This is a genomic window from Streptomyces cyaneofuscatus (genome assembly GCF_033109485.1).
GTDB lineage: Bacteria > Actinomycetota > Actinomycetes > Streptomycetales > Streptomycetaceae > Streptomyces > Streptomyces cyaneofuscatus.
On the sequence record NZ_CP137002.1, the window covers coordinates 6020982 to 6035303 of the forward strand.

The following is a 14322-nucleotide window of genomic DNA, read 5'->3' on the forward strand; positions in this document are numbered from 1 at the left end:
CAGGTTCTCCCGAGAGCACGGATGGGGGTACCGGCGGCAGCCGGCCTCTCATCGCATCGTCGCGTTCCCCACCGGGCCGCGCGCGCTGGGATGCGCCGTACGAGGGTGGTGAGCTGACGCCCCGACAGCTGACGGCAGCCCCTCAGCCGGGCAGCAGCCGCTGGAACAGCCCCCAGGTGAACTCGGCGACGTACGGCGCCCCGCTGCCCGGGTCGGTGACGGCCAGCGCCCACCGGGTCGGCGCGCTGCCCTCCCTCGGCCGCGCCGGGGGGAACGCCCGGGCCACCTCGTCCACGGTGCACGACCAGGGACGCAGAGACGGTACGGAGGTGAGCTCGGGGCCCGCCGCCCCCGGCGCCCGGACGAGCCACTCGTTCCACAGGGCCCCGCCCGGCGCGGCCATCACCTCGAACCTGAGGTCCGGCCAGAGCGGCACCGGCCAGAGCAGCGCCTCGCACTCCAGGTCGCCCACCCGGCGCTTCAGCGTCACCTCCGGCTCGCCGAGCACCGAGCGGTAGCGCCGCAGCGATCCCCGTCCCCGGGGCGCGCGGACCATGGCCTGCCAGCGGCGGTTGGCCTCCCGCATGTCGGCGAGCGAGGCGCTCAGCTCCTGCCGCGCCTCCTCGACCAGGCCGGGCTGGTGGTCGGCCATCCGGCGCAGCAGGACGAGCTGGAATTCCCGGGGGCCGAAGGGGGTGGGAGCGGTCATGCCGCCCATCCTCCCGCAGGTCAGGCGTATCGGACCGGCCGTCCGCGGAATCCCGTGTTCCTCACAGGATCCTCACCTGATCCGCTTCCTCCGCCGATCTGTGCACGCCTAATCTGCGGGCGCCATGGATTACTGCCACCCGTGCCGACGGCATCTCAACGGAGCCCTGGCCTGCGCCGGGTGCGGGACTCCCGCCGAGGCGCTGGGCCCCTTCGCGGTGCCCGCGCCGACGCCCACGGGCCACGCGCAGGACGCCCCCGCCGATGCCGCCGCGCCCGCACCCGCCGCCCGCTCGCGCCGGCGTGCGCGGGGCAGCCACCGCAGACGCGGCCGTACGGTGCTGCTCGCGGTGGGCGGCCTGGTCCTCGCGGCGGGCGCGCTGAGCCTGGCGGAGCTGGCCATGGAGCCGGGCCGGGACGACACCGCCGCCGACTTCGTGGAGGACGCGCCGCGCGACCCCGACGAGCCTGCCGTCCCGGACTCCGTCTCCGGCGAGCCGCCGCAGGATCCGGGCCCGGTCACGACCGGCCGGGGCAGACCGGTGGACCCGTCGCCGTCGGGCAGCGCGTCGGCGGCCGACCCGGCTGAGTCACCGGACCCCGGCGCCACGGCCGCCCCCACGGCCTCGAAGGACCCCGGCCCCGAGCCCGACGACGCGACCACCACCCCCGCCTCGCCCCCGGACGCCTCGGACAGCCCGCCGGCCGACCCGTCCGGGCCGGTCGAGCCGGAGGACCCGCAGGAGCCGCCGACCGTACCGGCGCCTCCGCCCCCGCCGGGTGACCCGACCGAGGACCCGGCACCCACGCCCTCCCCGACGCCGTCGCCGACCTGCACCCGCTTCCTGTGGTGGTGCACGTAGGGCGTCTCGTGTGCACGTAGGGCCTCTCGTCCGGATCAGGCCTCGCCCAGCATCCGCCGCAGCAGATCCCGCAGGACGGTCCGCTCCGCGTCCGAGAGCTCGGCCAGCGGCTCCCGGGCGAAGTTCAGCGAGTCACGCAGCTCCCGGGCCGTCCGCCGCCCCGCCTCCGTCGCGGCGGCCAGCTTCACGCGGCGGTCCACCGGGTCCGCCCGGCGTTCGACCAGGCCGCGGGTCTCCAGGCGGTCCACGATGCCGGTCACGTTCGACGGCTCGCACTTCAGCTTGACGGCGATCTTCCGCATCGGGGTCGGCTCCAGCGCGAGCAGCCCGAGGACCCGCGCCTGCGCCCCGGTGAGGGAGTGCTCGGCGGCGGCCCGGTCGTACTCCTCGTGGTAGCGCGCCACGACGGTGCCGATGAGCTCGACGACCTCAAGGGTCAGGGGGTCTGTGCGGGTGGCCATGCGCACCAGCGTACCGATTTACTTGACAATATGAAATATTTAGGTGCACGGTTGTTTCATGTCATGAAGCTTTCCCCCAAGGCTTCCCCCGTAGGACATTGAGGAGACCCCGAGCCCATGTCTGCAGCACTTCCCACGTCCAGCCGCGAATGGCACCTCGTCGCCCGCCCCCACGGCTGGCCCAAGGCCGAGGACTTCGCACTGCGTGAGGCCGCCGTGGCCGCTCCGGCCGAAGGCCGCATCCTCGTCCGCAACAAGTTCTTCTCCGTCGACCCGTACATGCGGGGCCGGATGAACGACGTGAAGTCGTACACCCCGCCCTTCAAGCTCGACCACCCGATGGACGGCGGCGCGGTCGGCGAGGTCATCGCCTCGAACGCCGAGGGGATCGCCGTCGGCGACCACGTCCTGCACGGCCTCGGCTGGCGCGAGATCGCCGACGTGCCCGCCAAGCACGCGGTGAAGGTCGACCCCGACCTGGCCCCGCTCTCCGCCTACCTCGGCGTGCTCGGCATGACCGGACTCACCGCCTACGCGGGCCTGTTCGACGTCGCCTCCTTCAAGGAGGGCGACGCGGTCTTCGTCTCCGGCGCCGCCGGTGCCGTCGGCAGCCAGGTCGGCCAGCTGGCCAAGCTCAAGGGCGCCTCCCGGGTCATCGGCTCCGCGGGCTCCGACGAGAAGGTCAAGCTCCTCACCGAGGAGTACGGCTTCGACGCCGCGTTCAACTACAAGAACGGGCCCGTCCGCGACCAGCTCAAGGAAGCCGCCCCCGACGGCATCGACGTCTACTTCGACAACGTCGGCGGCGACCACCTCGAAGCCGCCATCGGCGCGCTCAACGTGCACGGCCGCGCCACCATCTGCGGCATGATCGCGCAGTACAACGCGACCGAGCCGACTCCCGGCCCGCGCAACATGGCGCTGATCATCGGCAAGCGGCTGCGGCTCCAGGGCATGCTCGTCGGCGACCACGCCGACCTCCAGCCGAAGTTCGTCGAGGAGGTCGCCGGCTGGCTGGCCTCCGGCGAGCTGAAGTACCGCGAGACCACGGTCGAGGGCATCGGATACGGCTACGACGCGTTTGTCGGCCTCCTGCGCGGTGAGAACACCGGGAAGATGATCGTTTCGCTCGTCTGACCCGCCCCCGGGTCCGCCCCTGACCCGCCCCGACCCGCCCCCGGCCCGTTCCGGTCACGCGTTAGGCTCATCCCAGGCCGTCGCGATCGTGGGCGCGAGTCGCGGCGCACCAACAGGAGGAATCCTCACATCATGACCATCCAGAAGATCGACGTCGCCTACACCGCTGTCGCCACCGCCGAGAACGGCCGTGACGGCCGCGTCTCCTCGGACGACGGCCAGCTCGACGTGGTCGTCAACCCGCCGAAGGCGCTCGGCGGCAGCGGCGCGGGCACCAACCCGGAGCAGCTCTTCGCGGCGGGCTACAGCGCCTGCTTCCAGGGCGCGCTGGGCGTCGTCGCCCGCCAGGAGAAGGCCGACATCTCCGGCTCGACGGTCACCGCCTCGGTGTCCATCGGCAAGACCGAGGCCGGCGGCTTCGGCCTGGAGGTCGCCATCAGCGCGACCATCCCCAACGTCGACGCCGCCACCGCCCAGTCGCTCATCGAGAAGGCCCACCAGGTCTGCCCGTACTCGAACGCGACCCGCGGCAACATCAAGGTCGAGCTCTCGGTCGCCTGACCCGGCAGCAGCCTTCGCGCGTGAGGACCGTACCCCGCTCCGGGGTGCGGTCCTCGCCGTTTCCGTACCGCTTCCGTACGCCAGTACGCTGACGCCCATGAACGATCTCGGGTCAGGCTTCGGCTACTTGATGAAGGGCCAGCGCTGGGTCCTCGGGCACGGCCGGTGGTTCGGCTTCGGGCTGCTGCCCGGACTCATCACCCTCGTCGTGTACGCCGGCGCCCTGGTCGGACTCGGCTACGGCGCCGACGACTTCGTCGCCTGGGCCACCCCGTTCGCCGACGACTGGTCCTCACCCTGGCTCGGCCTGCTCCGCACCACGCTGACCGCGCTGGTCTTCGTCTTCGGCCTCTTCCTCGCCGTCATCACCTTCACCGCGGTCACGCTCCTGGTCGGCCAGCCGTTCTACGAGTCGCTCTCCGAGGAGGTCGAGCGCAGCGAGGGCGGCGAGGTCCACGAGTCCGGGCTGCCGCTCTGGCGCGAACTGTGGATCTCCGCCCGGGACTCCGTACGCATCCTGCTGCGCGTCGCCCTCTTCGGGATCGCCCTCTTCGCCTGCGGCTTCATCCCGGTCGTCGGCCAGACCGTCGTCCCGGCGATCGGCATCTGCGTCTCCGGCTACTTCCTGGCCGAGGAGCTGACCGGCGTGGCCCTCCAGCGCCGCGGGCTGCACCTGAAGAAGCGGCTCGGCCTGCTGCGCACCCGCCGGCTGCTGGTGCTCGGCTTCGGCGTCCCGCTCGCTCTCTCGTTCCTGGTCCCGTTCGTCGCGGTGTTCCTGATGCCGGGAGCGGTCGCCGGGGCCACCCTCCTCGCCCGCGAACTGGCCGACCCGGCCGCAGGCCTCCCCGCCACCCCGAAGGAGTGGGCCGTATGACCGAGCTGCTGGCCGTCGCCGCCATCACCGTCCTCGCCGTCATCAGCCCGGGCGCCGACTTCGCCATGGTCGTCCGCAACAGCTATCTGTACGGGCGCACCACCGGGGTCCTCGCGGCGGCCGGGGTCGCGGCGGGCGTCCTGGTCCACGTCACGTACACGATGCTCGGCGTCGGACTGCTCATCGCCTCCTCCACGGCCCTGTTCACCGCGGTGAAGCTCGCCGGTGCGGCCTACCTGATCTACATCGGCGTACGCACCTTCCTGGCCCGCGCCGACCTCGACGTCGACCTCACCGACCGGCCCGGGCTCACCCGCTTCGGGGCGCTGCGCAGCGGCTTCCTGACCAACGCGCTCAACCCGAAGACCACCCTGTTCGTCGTCGCGACCTTCACCCAGGTCGTCGGCCCGGAGACCGCCCTCTGGCAGCAGGCGGGCTACGGACTCTTCATGTCGGCGGCGCACCTCGGCTGGTTCGCGCTGGTCGCGCTCTTCTTCTCGCACTCCCGGCTGCGCGGCGCGATGCTCCGGCGCCAGAAGGCGCTGAACCGGTCCATCGGCTCGGTCCTGGTCGGCCTCGGCGTCACGCTGGGCCTGGCACGCTGAACCCTGAGGCTCACGGGGCCTCCGGCCCGCCCGCGCCCCGGAGCAGCCCCAGGAAGTCCCCGAACGCCCCCGGCATGTCCACCGCCTCCGGGTCCAGCAGCCACTGGTACTGCAACCCGTCCATCACCGCCACCAGCAGCACCGCCGCCCGCTCCGGGCTCAGCCCGCCCGGCAGCGTGTCGCCGTACTCGGCGCGCAGGGTGGCGGCCATGCCCGCCCGGACCTGGGTGTAGCGGCGGGTGAAGAACTCCCGGGCCGGGTGGTCCTCCGTCACGCTCTCGCCGAGCAGCGCCGAGAAGGTCTGCACGATCACCGGCCGCATCGCGTTGTACTCCACCAGCGAGCCCAGCAGCTCCAGCCGCCAGGCCCCGTCCGCCCCGCCCCGGCCGCCCGTGTCCCAGCGGTCCCGGTCCTCCAGCACCGCCACCAGCAGCGCCTCCTTGGTCGGGAAGTAGTGCAGCAGCCCTTGCTGGGTCAGGCCCACCCGCTCGGCCACCGCCCCCAGCGTCGCGCCCCGGTAGCCGCGCTCGGCGATCACTTCGAGGGTGGCGCGCAGGATCTCGGCCCGCCGCTCCTCGCTCCTGGCCCGTGCCATCGCCGGCCCCTTCCCTGCCGCCCGGCCTCACGCCGGTCCCGCTCACCAGAACCGTACGTCGTCACCGCACCCGCCACCTCGTAACGTAACGAAAACATAACAAAACCTACCGCGCTACCGGTGGGCGCGTCACCATGGAGGGCCCACCGGTCCACCGGACTCGACCACTCGACCAGGAGGTACGGCCGTGGCAGCCGCGTCCAGCACCAGCAACTCCAAGGCGCTCCGCCGGGAGGCCGTCGACACGGCCCTCGCCGCTCTCGGCCTCGACGACAAGGCGCGCCTGCTGGCCGGTCAGGACCTGTGGTCGCTGCCCGCCCTGCCCGCGATCGGCCTGCGCTCCCTGGTGATGTCGGACGGCCCGATCGGCGTCCGGGGTGTCCGCTGGACCGCTGCCGACCCCTCCATCGCCCTGCCCTCGCCCACCGCCCTCGCCGCCACCTGGGACCCGGGGCTCGCTCGCCGCGCCGGGAGGCTGCTCGCCCAGGAGGCCCGGCGCAAGGGCGTCCACGTGCTGCTCGCCCCCACGGTCAACCTGCACCGCACCCCGCTCGGCGGCCGTCACTTCGAGGCGTACAGCGAGGACCCGTACCTCACCGGCGAGATCGGCACCGGATACGTCCGGGGCGTCCAGGACGGCGGGGTCGGCACCACCGTCAAGCACTTCGTGGCCAACGACGCCGAGACCGACCGCTTCACCGTCAACAACGTGGTCGCCCCGCGCCCCCTGCGCGAGCTCTACCTCGCCCCCTTCGAGCGGATCGTCAGGAACGCCCACCCCTGGGGCATCATGGCCGCCTACAACCAGGTCAACGGCTCCACGATGACCGAGCACCGCTACCTCCAGAACGCCGTGCTGCGCGGCGAATGGGGCTTCGACGGCTTCATCGTCTCCGACTGGCTCGCCGCCCGGACCACCGTCGGCGCCATCACCGGCGGGCTCGACGCCGCGATGCCCGGCCCGCGCACGGTCTACGGCGAGGCGCTGGCCGACGCCGTCCGGGCCGGTGAGGTGGACGAGAAGATCGTCGACATCGCCGTACGGAACATCCTGCTGCTCGCCGCCCGCGTCGGCGCCCTGGAGTCCGCCCCGCCCGCTGTGGCCCCCGCCGATCTGCCCGCGCCCGTGGACGGCGAGGCGCTGGCCCGCGAGATCGCCCGCCGCTCCTTCGTGCTCGTACGCAACGAGGTACGTGACGGGGCGCGCAACGAGGTACGCGACGGGGCCCCCGTCCTCCCGCTGGCCCCCGGCACCACCGTCGCCCTCTCCGGCGCCCTGGCCCGGGACGCCCGGGTGCTCGGCGGCGGCTCGGCCCTGGTCTTCCCCGCCCGTGTGGTCTCCCCGCTCGACGGACTGACCGCCGCCCTCCCCGACGGCACGCTGACGTACTCCGTCGGCGCCGACCCCAGCGACGAACTGGCCATCGCGGAGGCGGGGTTCGACCTCACCGCCGTCTGCCGCGACGCCGACGGAACCGTCCTAGCCACCGTCCCGCTGCCCAGCGGCCAGATCCAGTGGATCGGCGCCGACCTGCCCGAAGGCGTTACCCACGACACCCTGGACACCGTCGAGATCACCGGCACGTTCACCCCGCGCGAGAGCGGCGAGCACACCTTCGGCACCCGGGGCACCGGCTCCTTCGCCCTCACCGTCGACGACCTCCCCCTCTTCGACGGCACCCAGGACCGCGCCCCCGGCACCGACCCGCTGGGCGCCTTCTTCAACGAGCCGGTCGAACGCGGCCGCCTTCCCCTCACCGCGTACACCCCCGTCCGGGTCTCCCTCAACCACCGCCCCGGCCCCGGAACCGGCCACCCCCTCAAGGGCGTCGCCTTCTCGCTCGTCCACCTCGCCCCGCTCCGCGACCCGGACGAGCTGATCGCCGAGGCCGTCGAGGCGGCCCGCGGCGCGGACACCGCGATCGTGGTCGTCGGCACCACCGAACGCGTCGAGTCCGAGGGCTTCGACCGCACCGACCTCAGGCTCCCCGGCCACCAGGACGCCCTGGTCCACGCGGTCGCCGCCGCCAACCCCCGTACGGTCGTCGTCGTCAACTCCGGCTCCCCGGTGGAGCTGCCCTGGCGGAACGAGGTGGCGGCGGTTCTGCTGACCTGGTTCCCCGGCCAGGAGGCGGGCCACGCGCTCGCCGACGTACTGCGCGGGCAGGAGGAGCCGGGCGGCCGCCTGCCCACCACCTGGCCCGCCACCCTGGCCGACGCCCCGGTCACCGCCACCACCCCCATGGGCGGCGAACTCCCGTACACCGAAGGGGTCTTCATCGGCTACCGCGCCTGGGAGCAGGCGGGCACCACCCCCGCGTACGCCTTCGGCCACGGCCTCGGCTACACGACCTGGGAGTACGAGAGCGTGTCGGCCACCCCCGACGCGGTCACCGTGCGTGCCCGCAACACGGGCCCCCGCCCCGGCAGCGACACCGTCCAGATCTACCTGGCCCCGGAAGCTGTTTCCGGCCTCCCCGAGCGCCCGGCCCGCTGGCTCGCCGGCTTCGCCCGGGTCACCGCGGCCCCCGGAGAGAGCGTGGAGGTCACGATCCCCGTCGAGCACCGCGCGTACCAGGTCTGGGACGAGGAGGCGTACGGCTGGCGGACCGTCCCCGGCACGTACGAGGTCCAGGCCGCCCGCTCCCTGGCGGACGTCCGCGCGACCACGACGGTGGAGGTCACCGACGGTCAGTCGAAGTAGGACTCCAGCGTCCCGCGCCGCCGCACGTCGAGGGTCGCGCAGTGGAAGGAGCCGCCGAACGGCGCGTAGTGCATCAGGTCGCACGGGATGGGCTCGAAGCCCCACCGTTCGAGCGCGCGCAGCATCCCGGTGTGGTGGCGTTCCGCGATGACGCGGGTCTCGTCGACCATGAGGATGTTCATGCTGAGCCACTTGCCGCACATCGAGGTCGTCCGGAGCACGAGCTCCTTGACGGGCTCCGGCTCGGGGGCGACGAGGATGTCCCAGGAGTCCAGGACGGCGGGCAGCCGGTCGACATCGATGTAGTCGGGGTTGACCAGCGCCTTGCCGGGCGCCAGCACGAGGAACGTCGTGTCGATGTGCATGGGCGTCCGGCAGCGGCTCTCGATCTCGTGGATGCGGTAGCCGGGGCCGAGATGGCGGCGCAGCCACTCGATGCCCATGCCGTTGGTGACGTTGGAGCGCGTCACGAACAGATCGCGCCCGGCCCGCACGAAGTCGGCCGCGTCGAAGACCGGCTCGAACTCGGTGAGGATGTACCGCATGGGCTCATCGGCCCCGGGGGTACGGAAGTCCTTCTCGAACAGCTCGTCCGTCAGCTGCGGCTTCGGCGCGGCGGTCCAGCGCGCCCCGCGCCGGAAGTAGTCCTTCAGGATCCGGCGGTAGGAGTGCGTCTCGAAGTACCGGCACGGCCACGCCATCGGGGTCTCGATGATCTCGTCGCCGATCACCAGCATGCTGTCGCGCGGGCAGGTGTTGCAGAAGCCCCGCGAGGCCCAGTCGGGGGTGGCGAACCGCCGCCGGTGGTCGACCGCGTCCGGACGGGTGACGGTGATGCCGAGCGAGTGGAGCAGCGAGACGAACCCGTCCAGCTCCTGCTGCGCGGGCTCGATCAGCCGCCGCGGGTATTTGTAACCGGCCGCGAGCCCCTGGATGCGGGCCGCCCACGGCGGGATGTTGCAGGAGACCACCGGATGGCCGGAAGGGATCGTCGCGTCGTCGAGCCGCCCGACGATGATCTCCTCCAGCGGATCCCACTCGTTGTGCGAGCTGACCGGTGAGGCGAGCGGGGCGGCGGCATCCTCGGCGGCCGGAGCACCGGGCCTCCGCTCCACTGTCGTCATGATCAACCACCCTCGGTCGCGGACCGGCACATCACGCTCCCCATGGTGAACGGGGGGAGCGGGTTCGCGCCACCGGTGGGGAGGGCGTGGGGCCTACGCGGGGGGTTCGGCGGCCGTGATGTTCCGGTAGGCGATCTCCGCCAGCCTGGCCTGGCCGTCGCGGCTGGGGTGGAACCAGTCCCACGGGCTCAGCTGAGCCCCGGTGAAGCGGAAGCCGAAGACCGCCCCGCCGTCGTACCGGCAGTGCCGGTCCTTCGCGCAGACGTCCCGCAGCACCCCGTTGTACGCCACCACCCGCTCCTGCACCGCGTCCCGCCGCGCCACGGCCGCGGGCCCCAGGTCATCCGCTTCCGCGAGCATCGACCGGCAGATCCCGAGGCTCCAGATCTGCTTGGCCCCCTCGTCCAGCCGCCCTGTCGACCAGAGCCGCTTCAGGTCCGGCACGCTGGACACGTACACCTGCGCCTTGGGCGCCCCGGCCCGCAGCTGCCGCATCGACGCCTCGAACGACGCCCGGAAGTCCGCCACGGGCGTCATCAGCCGCACCGAGTCCCGGCAGGCGTCGTTCGCGCCCATCATCACCGTGACCAGCTCCGGCCGCTCCTTCGCCGCCAGCGCCATCTGCTCCGGCAACTGGGCCATCCGGGCCCCCGACACCGCGTGGTTCCAGCTGCGGTCCACGGCCTTCGCCGGACCGAGCAGCCGGACGGCGAGACTCCGCACCAGGCTGTCGCTCCCGGTCGCCCAGGACACCTCGGGGCAGTCCGCCAGCGCCGAGCAGGCGTCGAAGCCCCGGGTGATGGAGTCCCCGACGGCGGCCACGGACCCGGGCTTCGGGTTCCAGCCGGAGGTGGGGGAGGGGGACGGCGACGCGGAGGGTGAGGAGGTGGTGGGCGCGTTCTGTGACACGCCGTCACCCGAACCCTCACCGCTGCATCCGGCCAGCGCCGCCACCCCGACGAACGAGAGCGCCGCCAGCGCGGCCCCGACGGTACGCATTCGAGGGCGTGTCGCACGCTCCGTCATTCGCCGTTCCCCTCCGGTCAACCCCTGGCTTATGCCTCTGGTCATGCCCCCGGCAAGCCCACGATCCCCCAGGTCGCGGGCGTGCGCGCCCTGCCGGGTGAAAGCCGGCGAATCAGGGGCCCCGGACCGACGGTACGTCACACGGACGGCCCCGGCGCACGGTAGCTTTTCCCCGTCGAACCAGTGGCACCGCTCCCGGCCTCGTCACGGCGGGTGGCTCCGGTACATTACGTCACGTCACACACTGTCCCTTTTCAGGAGATTAACTCCCGATGCTGTTTACTGATGACAACCTCGGGATCCGGCCGAAAAGAGGCGGTGCGGGCGCGAGGCCGCTGGGGAAGGCGTACCTCGTCCCACACGGGAGGTTCCGGTGACGACACGTGGAGTCCTGTACGTTCACTCCGCACCGCGCGCGCTGTGCCCACATGTCGAATGGGCAGTGGCGGGCGTCCTCGGTGTGCGGGTCCAGCTGGACTGGATCAGACAGCCGGCCGCGCCCGGCACCTGGCGGTCCGAATTCTCCTGGAAGGGCCGGGTCGGCACCGCGTCGCAGCTCGCCTCCGCCCTGCGCGGCTGGGACCTCCTGCGCTTCGAGGTGACCGCCGAACCGTGCCCCACGGCGGAGGGCGAGCGCTACAGCTCCACCCCCGGCCTCGGCATCTTCCACGCCGTCACCGGCATGCACGGTGACATCCTGATCCCCGAGGACCGCCTGCGCGCGGCCCTGGCCCGCTCCACGCGCGGTGAGAGCGACCTGGAGGTGGAGATCGCCTCCCTCCTGGGCAAGCCGTGGGACGACGAGCTGGAGTCCTTCCGCCACGCGGGCGAGGGCGCCCCGGTCCGCTGGCTGCACCAGGTCGTCTAGCTCCCGGGGCTCTGCCCCGGACCCCGCTCCTCAATCGCCGGAGGGGCTTGAAGTGCGGAAGCCCGCTCCCCGACAACCGGGAAGCGGGCTTCACCCGCAAAACCAGGGGTCACACGGACCGGAACGCCAGCACCACGTTGTGCCCACCGAACCCGAACGAGTTGTTGATCGCCGCGATCGGCCCCTCGGGCAGCACCCGCGGCTCCCCGCGCACGATGTCCGCGTCGATCGCCTCGTCCAGCTCGTCGACGTTGATGGTCGGCGGAGCGATCCGGTGGTGCAGCGCGAGCACGGTGGCCACCGTCTCGATACCGCCCGCGCCACCCAGCAGGTGCCCCGTCATCGACTTCGTCGCCGAGATCGCGACATGGTCCAGGTCGTCGCCCAGGACCTTCCGCAGCGCCTTGATCTCCGCGATGTCACCCTGCGGCGTCGACGTGGCGTGCGCGTTGAGGTGAACCACCTCGGACGGCTTGAGGTCGCTGGAGTCCAGCAGGTTCTGCATGGCGGCGGCGATGCCCCGGCCGGTCGGCTCGGGCTGCGCGATGTGGTGGGCGTCGGCCGACAGGCCCTGGCCCAGCACCTCGCAGTAGACCTTGGCGCCCCGCTTGGCGGCGTGCTCGGCCGACTCCAGGATGACGACGCCCGCGCCCTCACCGAGGACGAAGCCGTCCCGGCCGGTGTCGTACGGGCGCGAGGCCTTCTCCGGCTCGTCGTTGCTCTTCGACATCGCCATCATGTTGGCGAAGGCCGCGATCGGCAGCGGGTGGATCGCCGCCTCCGTGCCGCCGGCGACGACCACGTCGGCCCGGCCGGTGCGGATCATCTCGACGGCGTACCCGATGGCCTCGGCGCCGGACGCGCAGGCGGAGACCGGGGTGTGCACACCGGCCTGGGCGTTGACCTCCAGGCCGACATTGGCCGCCGGGCCGTTGGGCATGAGCATGGGAACGGTGTGCGGGGAGACGCGGCGTACGCCCTTCTCCTTCAGCACGTCGTACTGGTCGAGCAGGGTGATCACGCCGCCGATACCGGAGGCGATGACCGAGCCGAGCCGCTCGGGGGCGATGGTCTCGTCCTCGCCGGCCTTGGCGGTGAAGCCCGCGTCCGCCCACGCCTCACGGGCCGCGATCAGCGCGAACTGCGCCGAGCGGTCCAGCTTGCGGGCGAGCGGGCGGGGCAGTACGTCGTTCGGGTCGACGGCCGCGAGGGCGGCGATCCGGACGGGCAGTTCGGCGAAGCGCTCGCCTTCGAGAGGCTTGACGCCGGACCGGCCGGCCATCAGACCTTCCCAGGTCGATGCGGAGTCGCCACCCAGCGGAGTGGTTGCGCCGATACCGGTGACGACCACGGTGCGATTGGTCGAGTTCACTGGAAAATCTTCTCCACGTGTAGAGGGTCGTGAATCAGCGGCGCCACCGCCGGGTGGCGACACAGCCGGGCTGGGATCAGCCCTGGTGCTTCAGGATGTAGTCGGCAGCGTCGCCGACCGTCTTGAGGTTCTTGACGTCCTCGTCGGGGATCTTGACGTCGAAGCGCTCCTCGGCGGCGACGACGACCTCGACCATGGACAGCGAGTCGACGTCCAGGTCGTCGGTGAAGGACTTGTCCAGCTGGACGTCCTCGACCGGGATACCGGCGATCTCGTTGACGATCTCGGCGAGACCGGTGACGATCTCTTCCTGCGTGGCGGCCATCTTGGCGCTCCTTCGGTGGGTTTCTTCAGGGTTGTGCGTACGGACCAAAAGGTCCGGTGTGCCTAGGGGAGGGTAACGACCGTCGCGGCGTAGACGAGACCCGCCCCGAAGCCGATGACGAGCGCGGTGTCGCCGCTCTTCGCCTGACCGGTCGCCAGGAGCCGCTCCATCGCGAGCGGGATCGAGGCGGCGGACGTGTTGCCGGTGGACTCGATGTCACGGGCGACCGTGACGTGTTCCGGCAGCTTGAGGGTCTTCACCATCGAGTCGATGATCCGCATGTTGGCCTGGTGCGGAATGAAGACGTCCAGGTCTTCCGGGGCGATCCCGGCCGCGTCCAGCGCCTGCTGGGCGACCTTGGCCATCTCGTAGACGGCCCAGCGGAAGACCGACTGGCCCTCCTGCGTGATGGCCGGGAACTTGATCTCGCCCTTGGAGTCGAGCGGCAGCGTGGAGACGTCGCCGATGTGCAGCTCGTTCCAGGACACCGTCTGCTTGATGGTCTCGGACTTGTCGCCCTCGGAGCCCCACACGGTCGGGCCGATGGCCGGCTCCTGGGAGGGGCCGACGACGACCGCGCCCGCGCCGTCACCGAACAGGAAGGCCGTCGCGCGGTCCTCCAGGTCGGTCAGGTCGCTGAGCCGCTCCACGCCGATCACGAGGACGTGCTCGGCCGAACCCTCGACGATCATGCCCTTGGCGAGGGTCAGGCCGTAGCCGAAGCCCGCGCAGCCGGCCGAGATGTCGAAGGCGGCGGGCTTGCCCGCGCCGATCTTGTGGGCGATCTCGGTGGCGACGGCCGGGGTCTGCTTGAAGTGCGAGACGGTCGAGACGATGACCGCGCCGATCTGCTCGGGCGTGATGCCCGCGTCGGCGATGGCCTTGCCGGACGCCTCGATCGACATCATGGCCACGGTCTCCTCGTCGGAGGCCCAGTGGCGGGTGACGATGCCGGAGCGCGAGCGGATCCACTCGTCGGAGGAGTCGATCGTTTCGAGGATCACCTCGTTCGGCACGACCCGGGTCGGGCGGTAGCCGCCGACCCCGACGATGCGCGCGTACGGGGCGCCCTTGCTGGGCTTGATCTTCGACATGCTCT

15 protein-coding genes are annotated in these 14322 nt (G+C 72.0%); 7 read left to right on the plus strand and 8 right to left on the minus strand.

The features are described from left to right. Positions 1–142: 142 nt before the first annotated feature. Positions 143–709 (minus strand): hypothetical protein, encoded by a 567-nt coding sequence (locus R2B67_RS26460; RefSeq protein ID WP_317821565.1) that lies wholly within the window; start codon positions 707–709, stop codon positions 143–145. A gap of 124 nt (positions 710–833) precedes the next feature. Here R2B67_RS26460 and R2B67_RS26465 point away from each other — a divergent pair, with 124 nt between their 5' ends. Next, the gene (locus R2B67_RS26465) at positions 834–1571 is read left to right on the plus strand and encodes an SCO2400 family protein (protein ID WP_317821567.1); all 738 of its coding nucleotides are present in this window, start codon (positions 834–836) and stop codon (positions 1569–1571) included. 35 nt (positions 1572–1606) lie between these two features. Here R2B67_RS26465 and R2B67_RS26470 read toward each other — a convergent pair whose 3' ends face one another. Next, positions 1607–2032: a MarR family winged helix-turn-helix transcriptional regulator gene (locus R2B67_RS26470; RefSeq protein WP_018511669.1), complete on the minus strand. Its 426-nt coding sequence runs from the start codon at positions 2030–2032 to the stop codon at positions 1607–1609. Between the two features lie 117 nt (positions 2033–2149). Here R2B67_RS26470 and R2B67_RS26475 point away from each other — a divergent pair, with 117 nt between their 5' ends. The 4 genes from R2B67_RS26475 (at position 2150) to R2B67_RS26490 (ending at position 5209) form a co-directional block, all read left to right on the plus strand. After that, a complete protein-coding gene (locus tag R2B67_RS26475) occupies positions 2150–3169 on the plus strand; it encodes an NADP-dependent oxidoreductase (protein WP_317821570.1) in 1020 nt (339 codons plus the stop codon). A gap of 132 nt (positions 3170–3301) precedes the next feature. Then, entirely contained in the window at positions 3302–3730 is a 429-nt protein-coding gene (locus R2B67_RS26480) for an organic hydroperoxide resistance protein (protein ID WP_030564702.1), read from the plus strand. Between the two features lie 97 nt (positions 3731–3827). Beyond that, on the plus strand, positions 3828–4604 hold the full coding sequence (locus R2B67_RS26485) for an EI24 domain-containing protein (protein ID WP_317821572.1): 777 nt from the start codon (positions 3828–3830) through the stop codon (positions 4602–4604). Continuing rightward, positions 4601–5209, plus strand: a complete 609-nt coding sequence (locus R2B67_RS26490; protein WP_018511673.1) for a LysE family translocator — start codon at positions 4601–4603, stop codon at positions 5207–5209. Before R2B67_RS26485 ends, R2B67_RS26490 begins: the two co-directional genes overlap by 4 nt. A gap of 10 nt (positions 5210–5219) precedes the next feature. Here the strand turns inward: R2B67_RS26490 and R2B67_RS26495 are convergent, their stop codons facing one another. Further along, positions 5220–5804 carry a TetR/AcrR family transcriptional regulator gene (locus tag R2B67_RS26495; RefSeq protein ID WP_317821574.1) on the minus strand — a complete coding sequence of 195 codons (585 nt, stop codon included), beginning with the start codon at positions 5802–5804 and terminating at the stop codon, positions 5220–5222. Between the two features lie 187 nt (positions 5805–5991). Here R2B67_RS26495 and R2B67_RS26500 point away from each other — a divergent pair, with 187 nt between their 5' ends. Beyond that, positions 5992–8508 (plus strand): glycoside hydrolase family 3 protein, encoded by a 2517-nt coding sequence (locus R2B67_RS26500; RefSeq protein WP_317821576.1) that lies wholly within the window; start codon positions 5992–5994, stop codon positions 8506–8508. Here the strand turns inward: R2B67_RS26500 and R2B67_RS26505 are convergent. After that, entirely contained in the window at positions 8496–9632 is a 1137-nt protein-coding gene (locus R2B67_RS26505) for an amidinotransferase (RefSeq protein WP_317821578.1), read from the minus strand. The two genes, R2B67_RS26500 and R2B67_RS26505, sit on opposite strands and share 13 nt — an antisense overlap. Positions 9633–9725: 93 nt before the next feature. Beyond that, positions 9726–10631, minus strand: a complete 906-nt coding sequence (locus R2B67_RS26510) for an SGNH/GDSL hydrolase family protein (RefSeq protein WP_317821579.1) — start codon at positions 10629–10631, stop codon at positions 9726–9728. Between the two features lie 400 nt (positions 10632–11031). Here R2B67_RS26510 and R2B67_RS26515 point away from each other — a divergent pair, with 400 nt between their 5' ends. Continuing rightward, the gene (locus R2B67_RS26515; protein WP_026241418.1) at positions 11032–11526 is read left to right on the plus strand and encodes a DUF3145 domain-containing protein; all 495 of its coding nucleotides are present in this window, start codon (positions 11032–11034) and stop codon (positions 11524–11526) included. Between the two features lie 109 nt (positions 11527–11635). Here the strand turns inward: R2B67_RS26515 and fabF are convergent, their stop codons facing one another. From fabF to R2B67_RS26530, 3 genes are all read right to left on the minus strand, one after another. Continuing rightward, positions 11636–12898, minus strand: coding sequence for a beta-ketoacyl-ACP synthase II (fabF, locus tag R2B67_RS26520; protein WP_317821580.1), 1263 nt, complete (start codon positions 12896–12898; stop codon positions 11636–11638). A 76-nt stretch (positions 12899–12974) separates the two neighbouring features. After that, complete coding sequence (locus R2B67_RS26525) at positions 12975–13223, minus strand: acyl carrier protein (protein WP_014045780.1); 249 nt, start codon at positions 13221–13223, stop codon at positions 12975–12977. A 62-nt stretch (positions 13224–13285) separates the two neighbouring features. Beyond that, positions 13286–14317: a ketoacyl-ACP synthase III gene (locus tag R2B67_RS26530; protein WP_018511684.1), complete on the minus strand. Its 1032-nt coding sequence runs from the start codon at positions 14315–14317 to the stop codon at positions 13286–13288. Positions 14318–14322 lie beyond the last annotated feature (5 nt).

Excerpts from the sequence above, each read along its gene's own strand:
- R2B67_RS26460 (WP_317821565.1), bottom strand. The coding sequence starts at position 709 with ATGACCGCTCCCACCCCCTTCGGCCCCCGGGAATTCCAGCTCGTCCTG.
- R2B67_RS26465 (WP_317821567.1), top strand. The coding sequence starts at position 834 with ATGGATTACTGCCACCCGTGCCGACGGCATCTCAACGGAGCCCTGGCC.
- R2B67_RS26470 (WP_018511669.1), bottom strand. The coding sequence starts at position 2,032 with ATGGCCACCCGCACAGACCCCCTGACCCTTGAGGTCGTCGAGCTCATC.
- R2B67_RS26475 (WP_317821570.1), top strand. The coding sequence starts at position 2,150 with ATGTCTGCAGCACTTCCCACGTCCAGCCGCGAATGGCACCTCGTCGCC.
- R2B67_RS26480 (WP_030564702.1), top strand. The coding sequence starts at position 3,302 with ATGACCATCCAGAAGATCGACGTCGCCTACACCGCTGTCGCCACCGCC.
- R2B67_RS26485 (WP_317821572.1), top strand. The coding sequence starts at position 3,828 with ATGAACGATCTCGGGTCAGGCTTCGGCTACTTGATGAAGGGCCAGCGC.
- R2B67_RS26490 (WP_018511673.1), top strand. The coding sequence starts at position 4,601 with ATGACCGAGCTGCTGGCCGTCGCCGCCATCACCGTCCTCGCCGTCATC.
- R2B67_RS26495 (WP_317821574.1), bottom strand. The coding sequence starts at position 5,804 with ATGGCACGGGCCAGGAGCGAGGAGCGGCGGGCCGAGATCCTGCGCGCC.
- R2B67_RS26505 (WP_317821578.1), bottom strand. The coding sequence starts at position 9,632 with ATGACGACAGTGGAGCGGAGGCCCGGTGCTCCGGCCGCCGAGGATGCC.
- R2B67_RS26510 (WP_317821579.1), bottom strand. The coding sequence starts at position 10,631 with ATGCGTACCGTCGGGGCCGCGCTGGCGGCGCTCTCGTTCGTCGGGGTG.
- R2B67_RS26525 (WP_014045780.1), bottom strand. The coding sequence starts at position 13,223 with ATGGCCGCCACGCAGGAAGAGATCGTCACCGGTCTCGCCGAGATCGTC.
- R2B67_RS26530 (WP_018511684.1), bottom strand. The coding sequence starts at position 14,317 with ATGTCGAAGATCAAGCCCAGCAAGGGCGCCCCGTACGCGCGCATCGTC.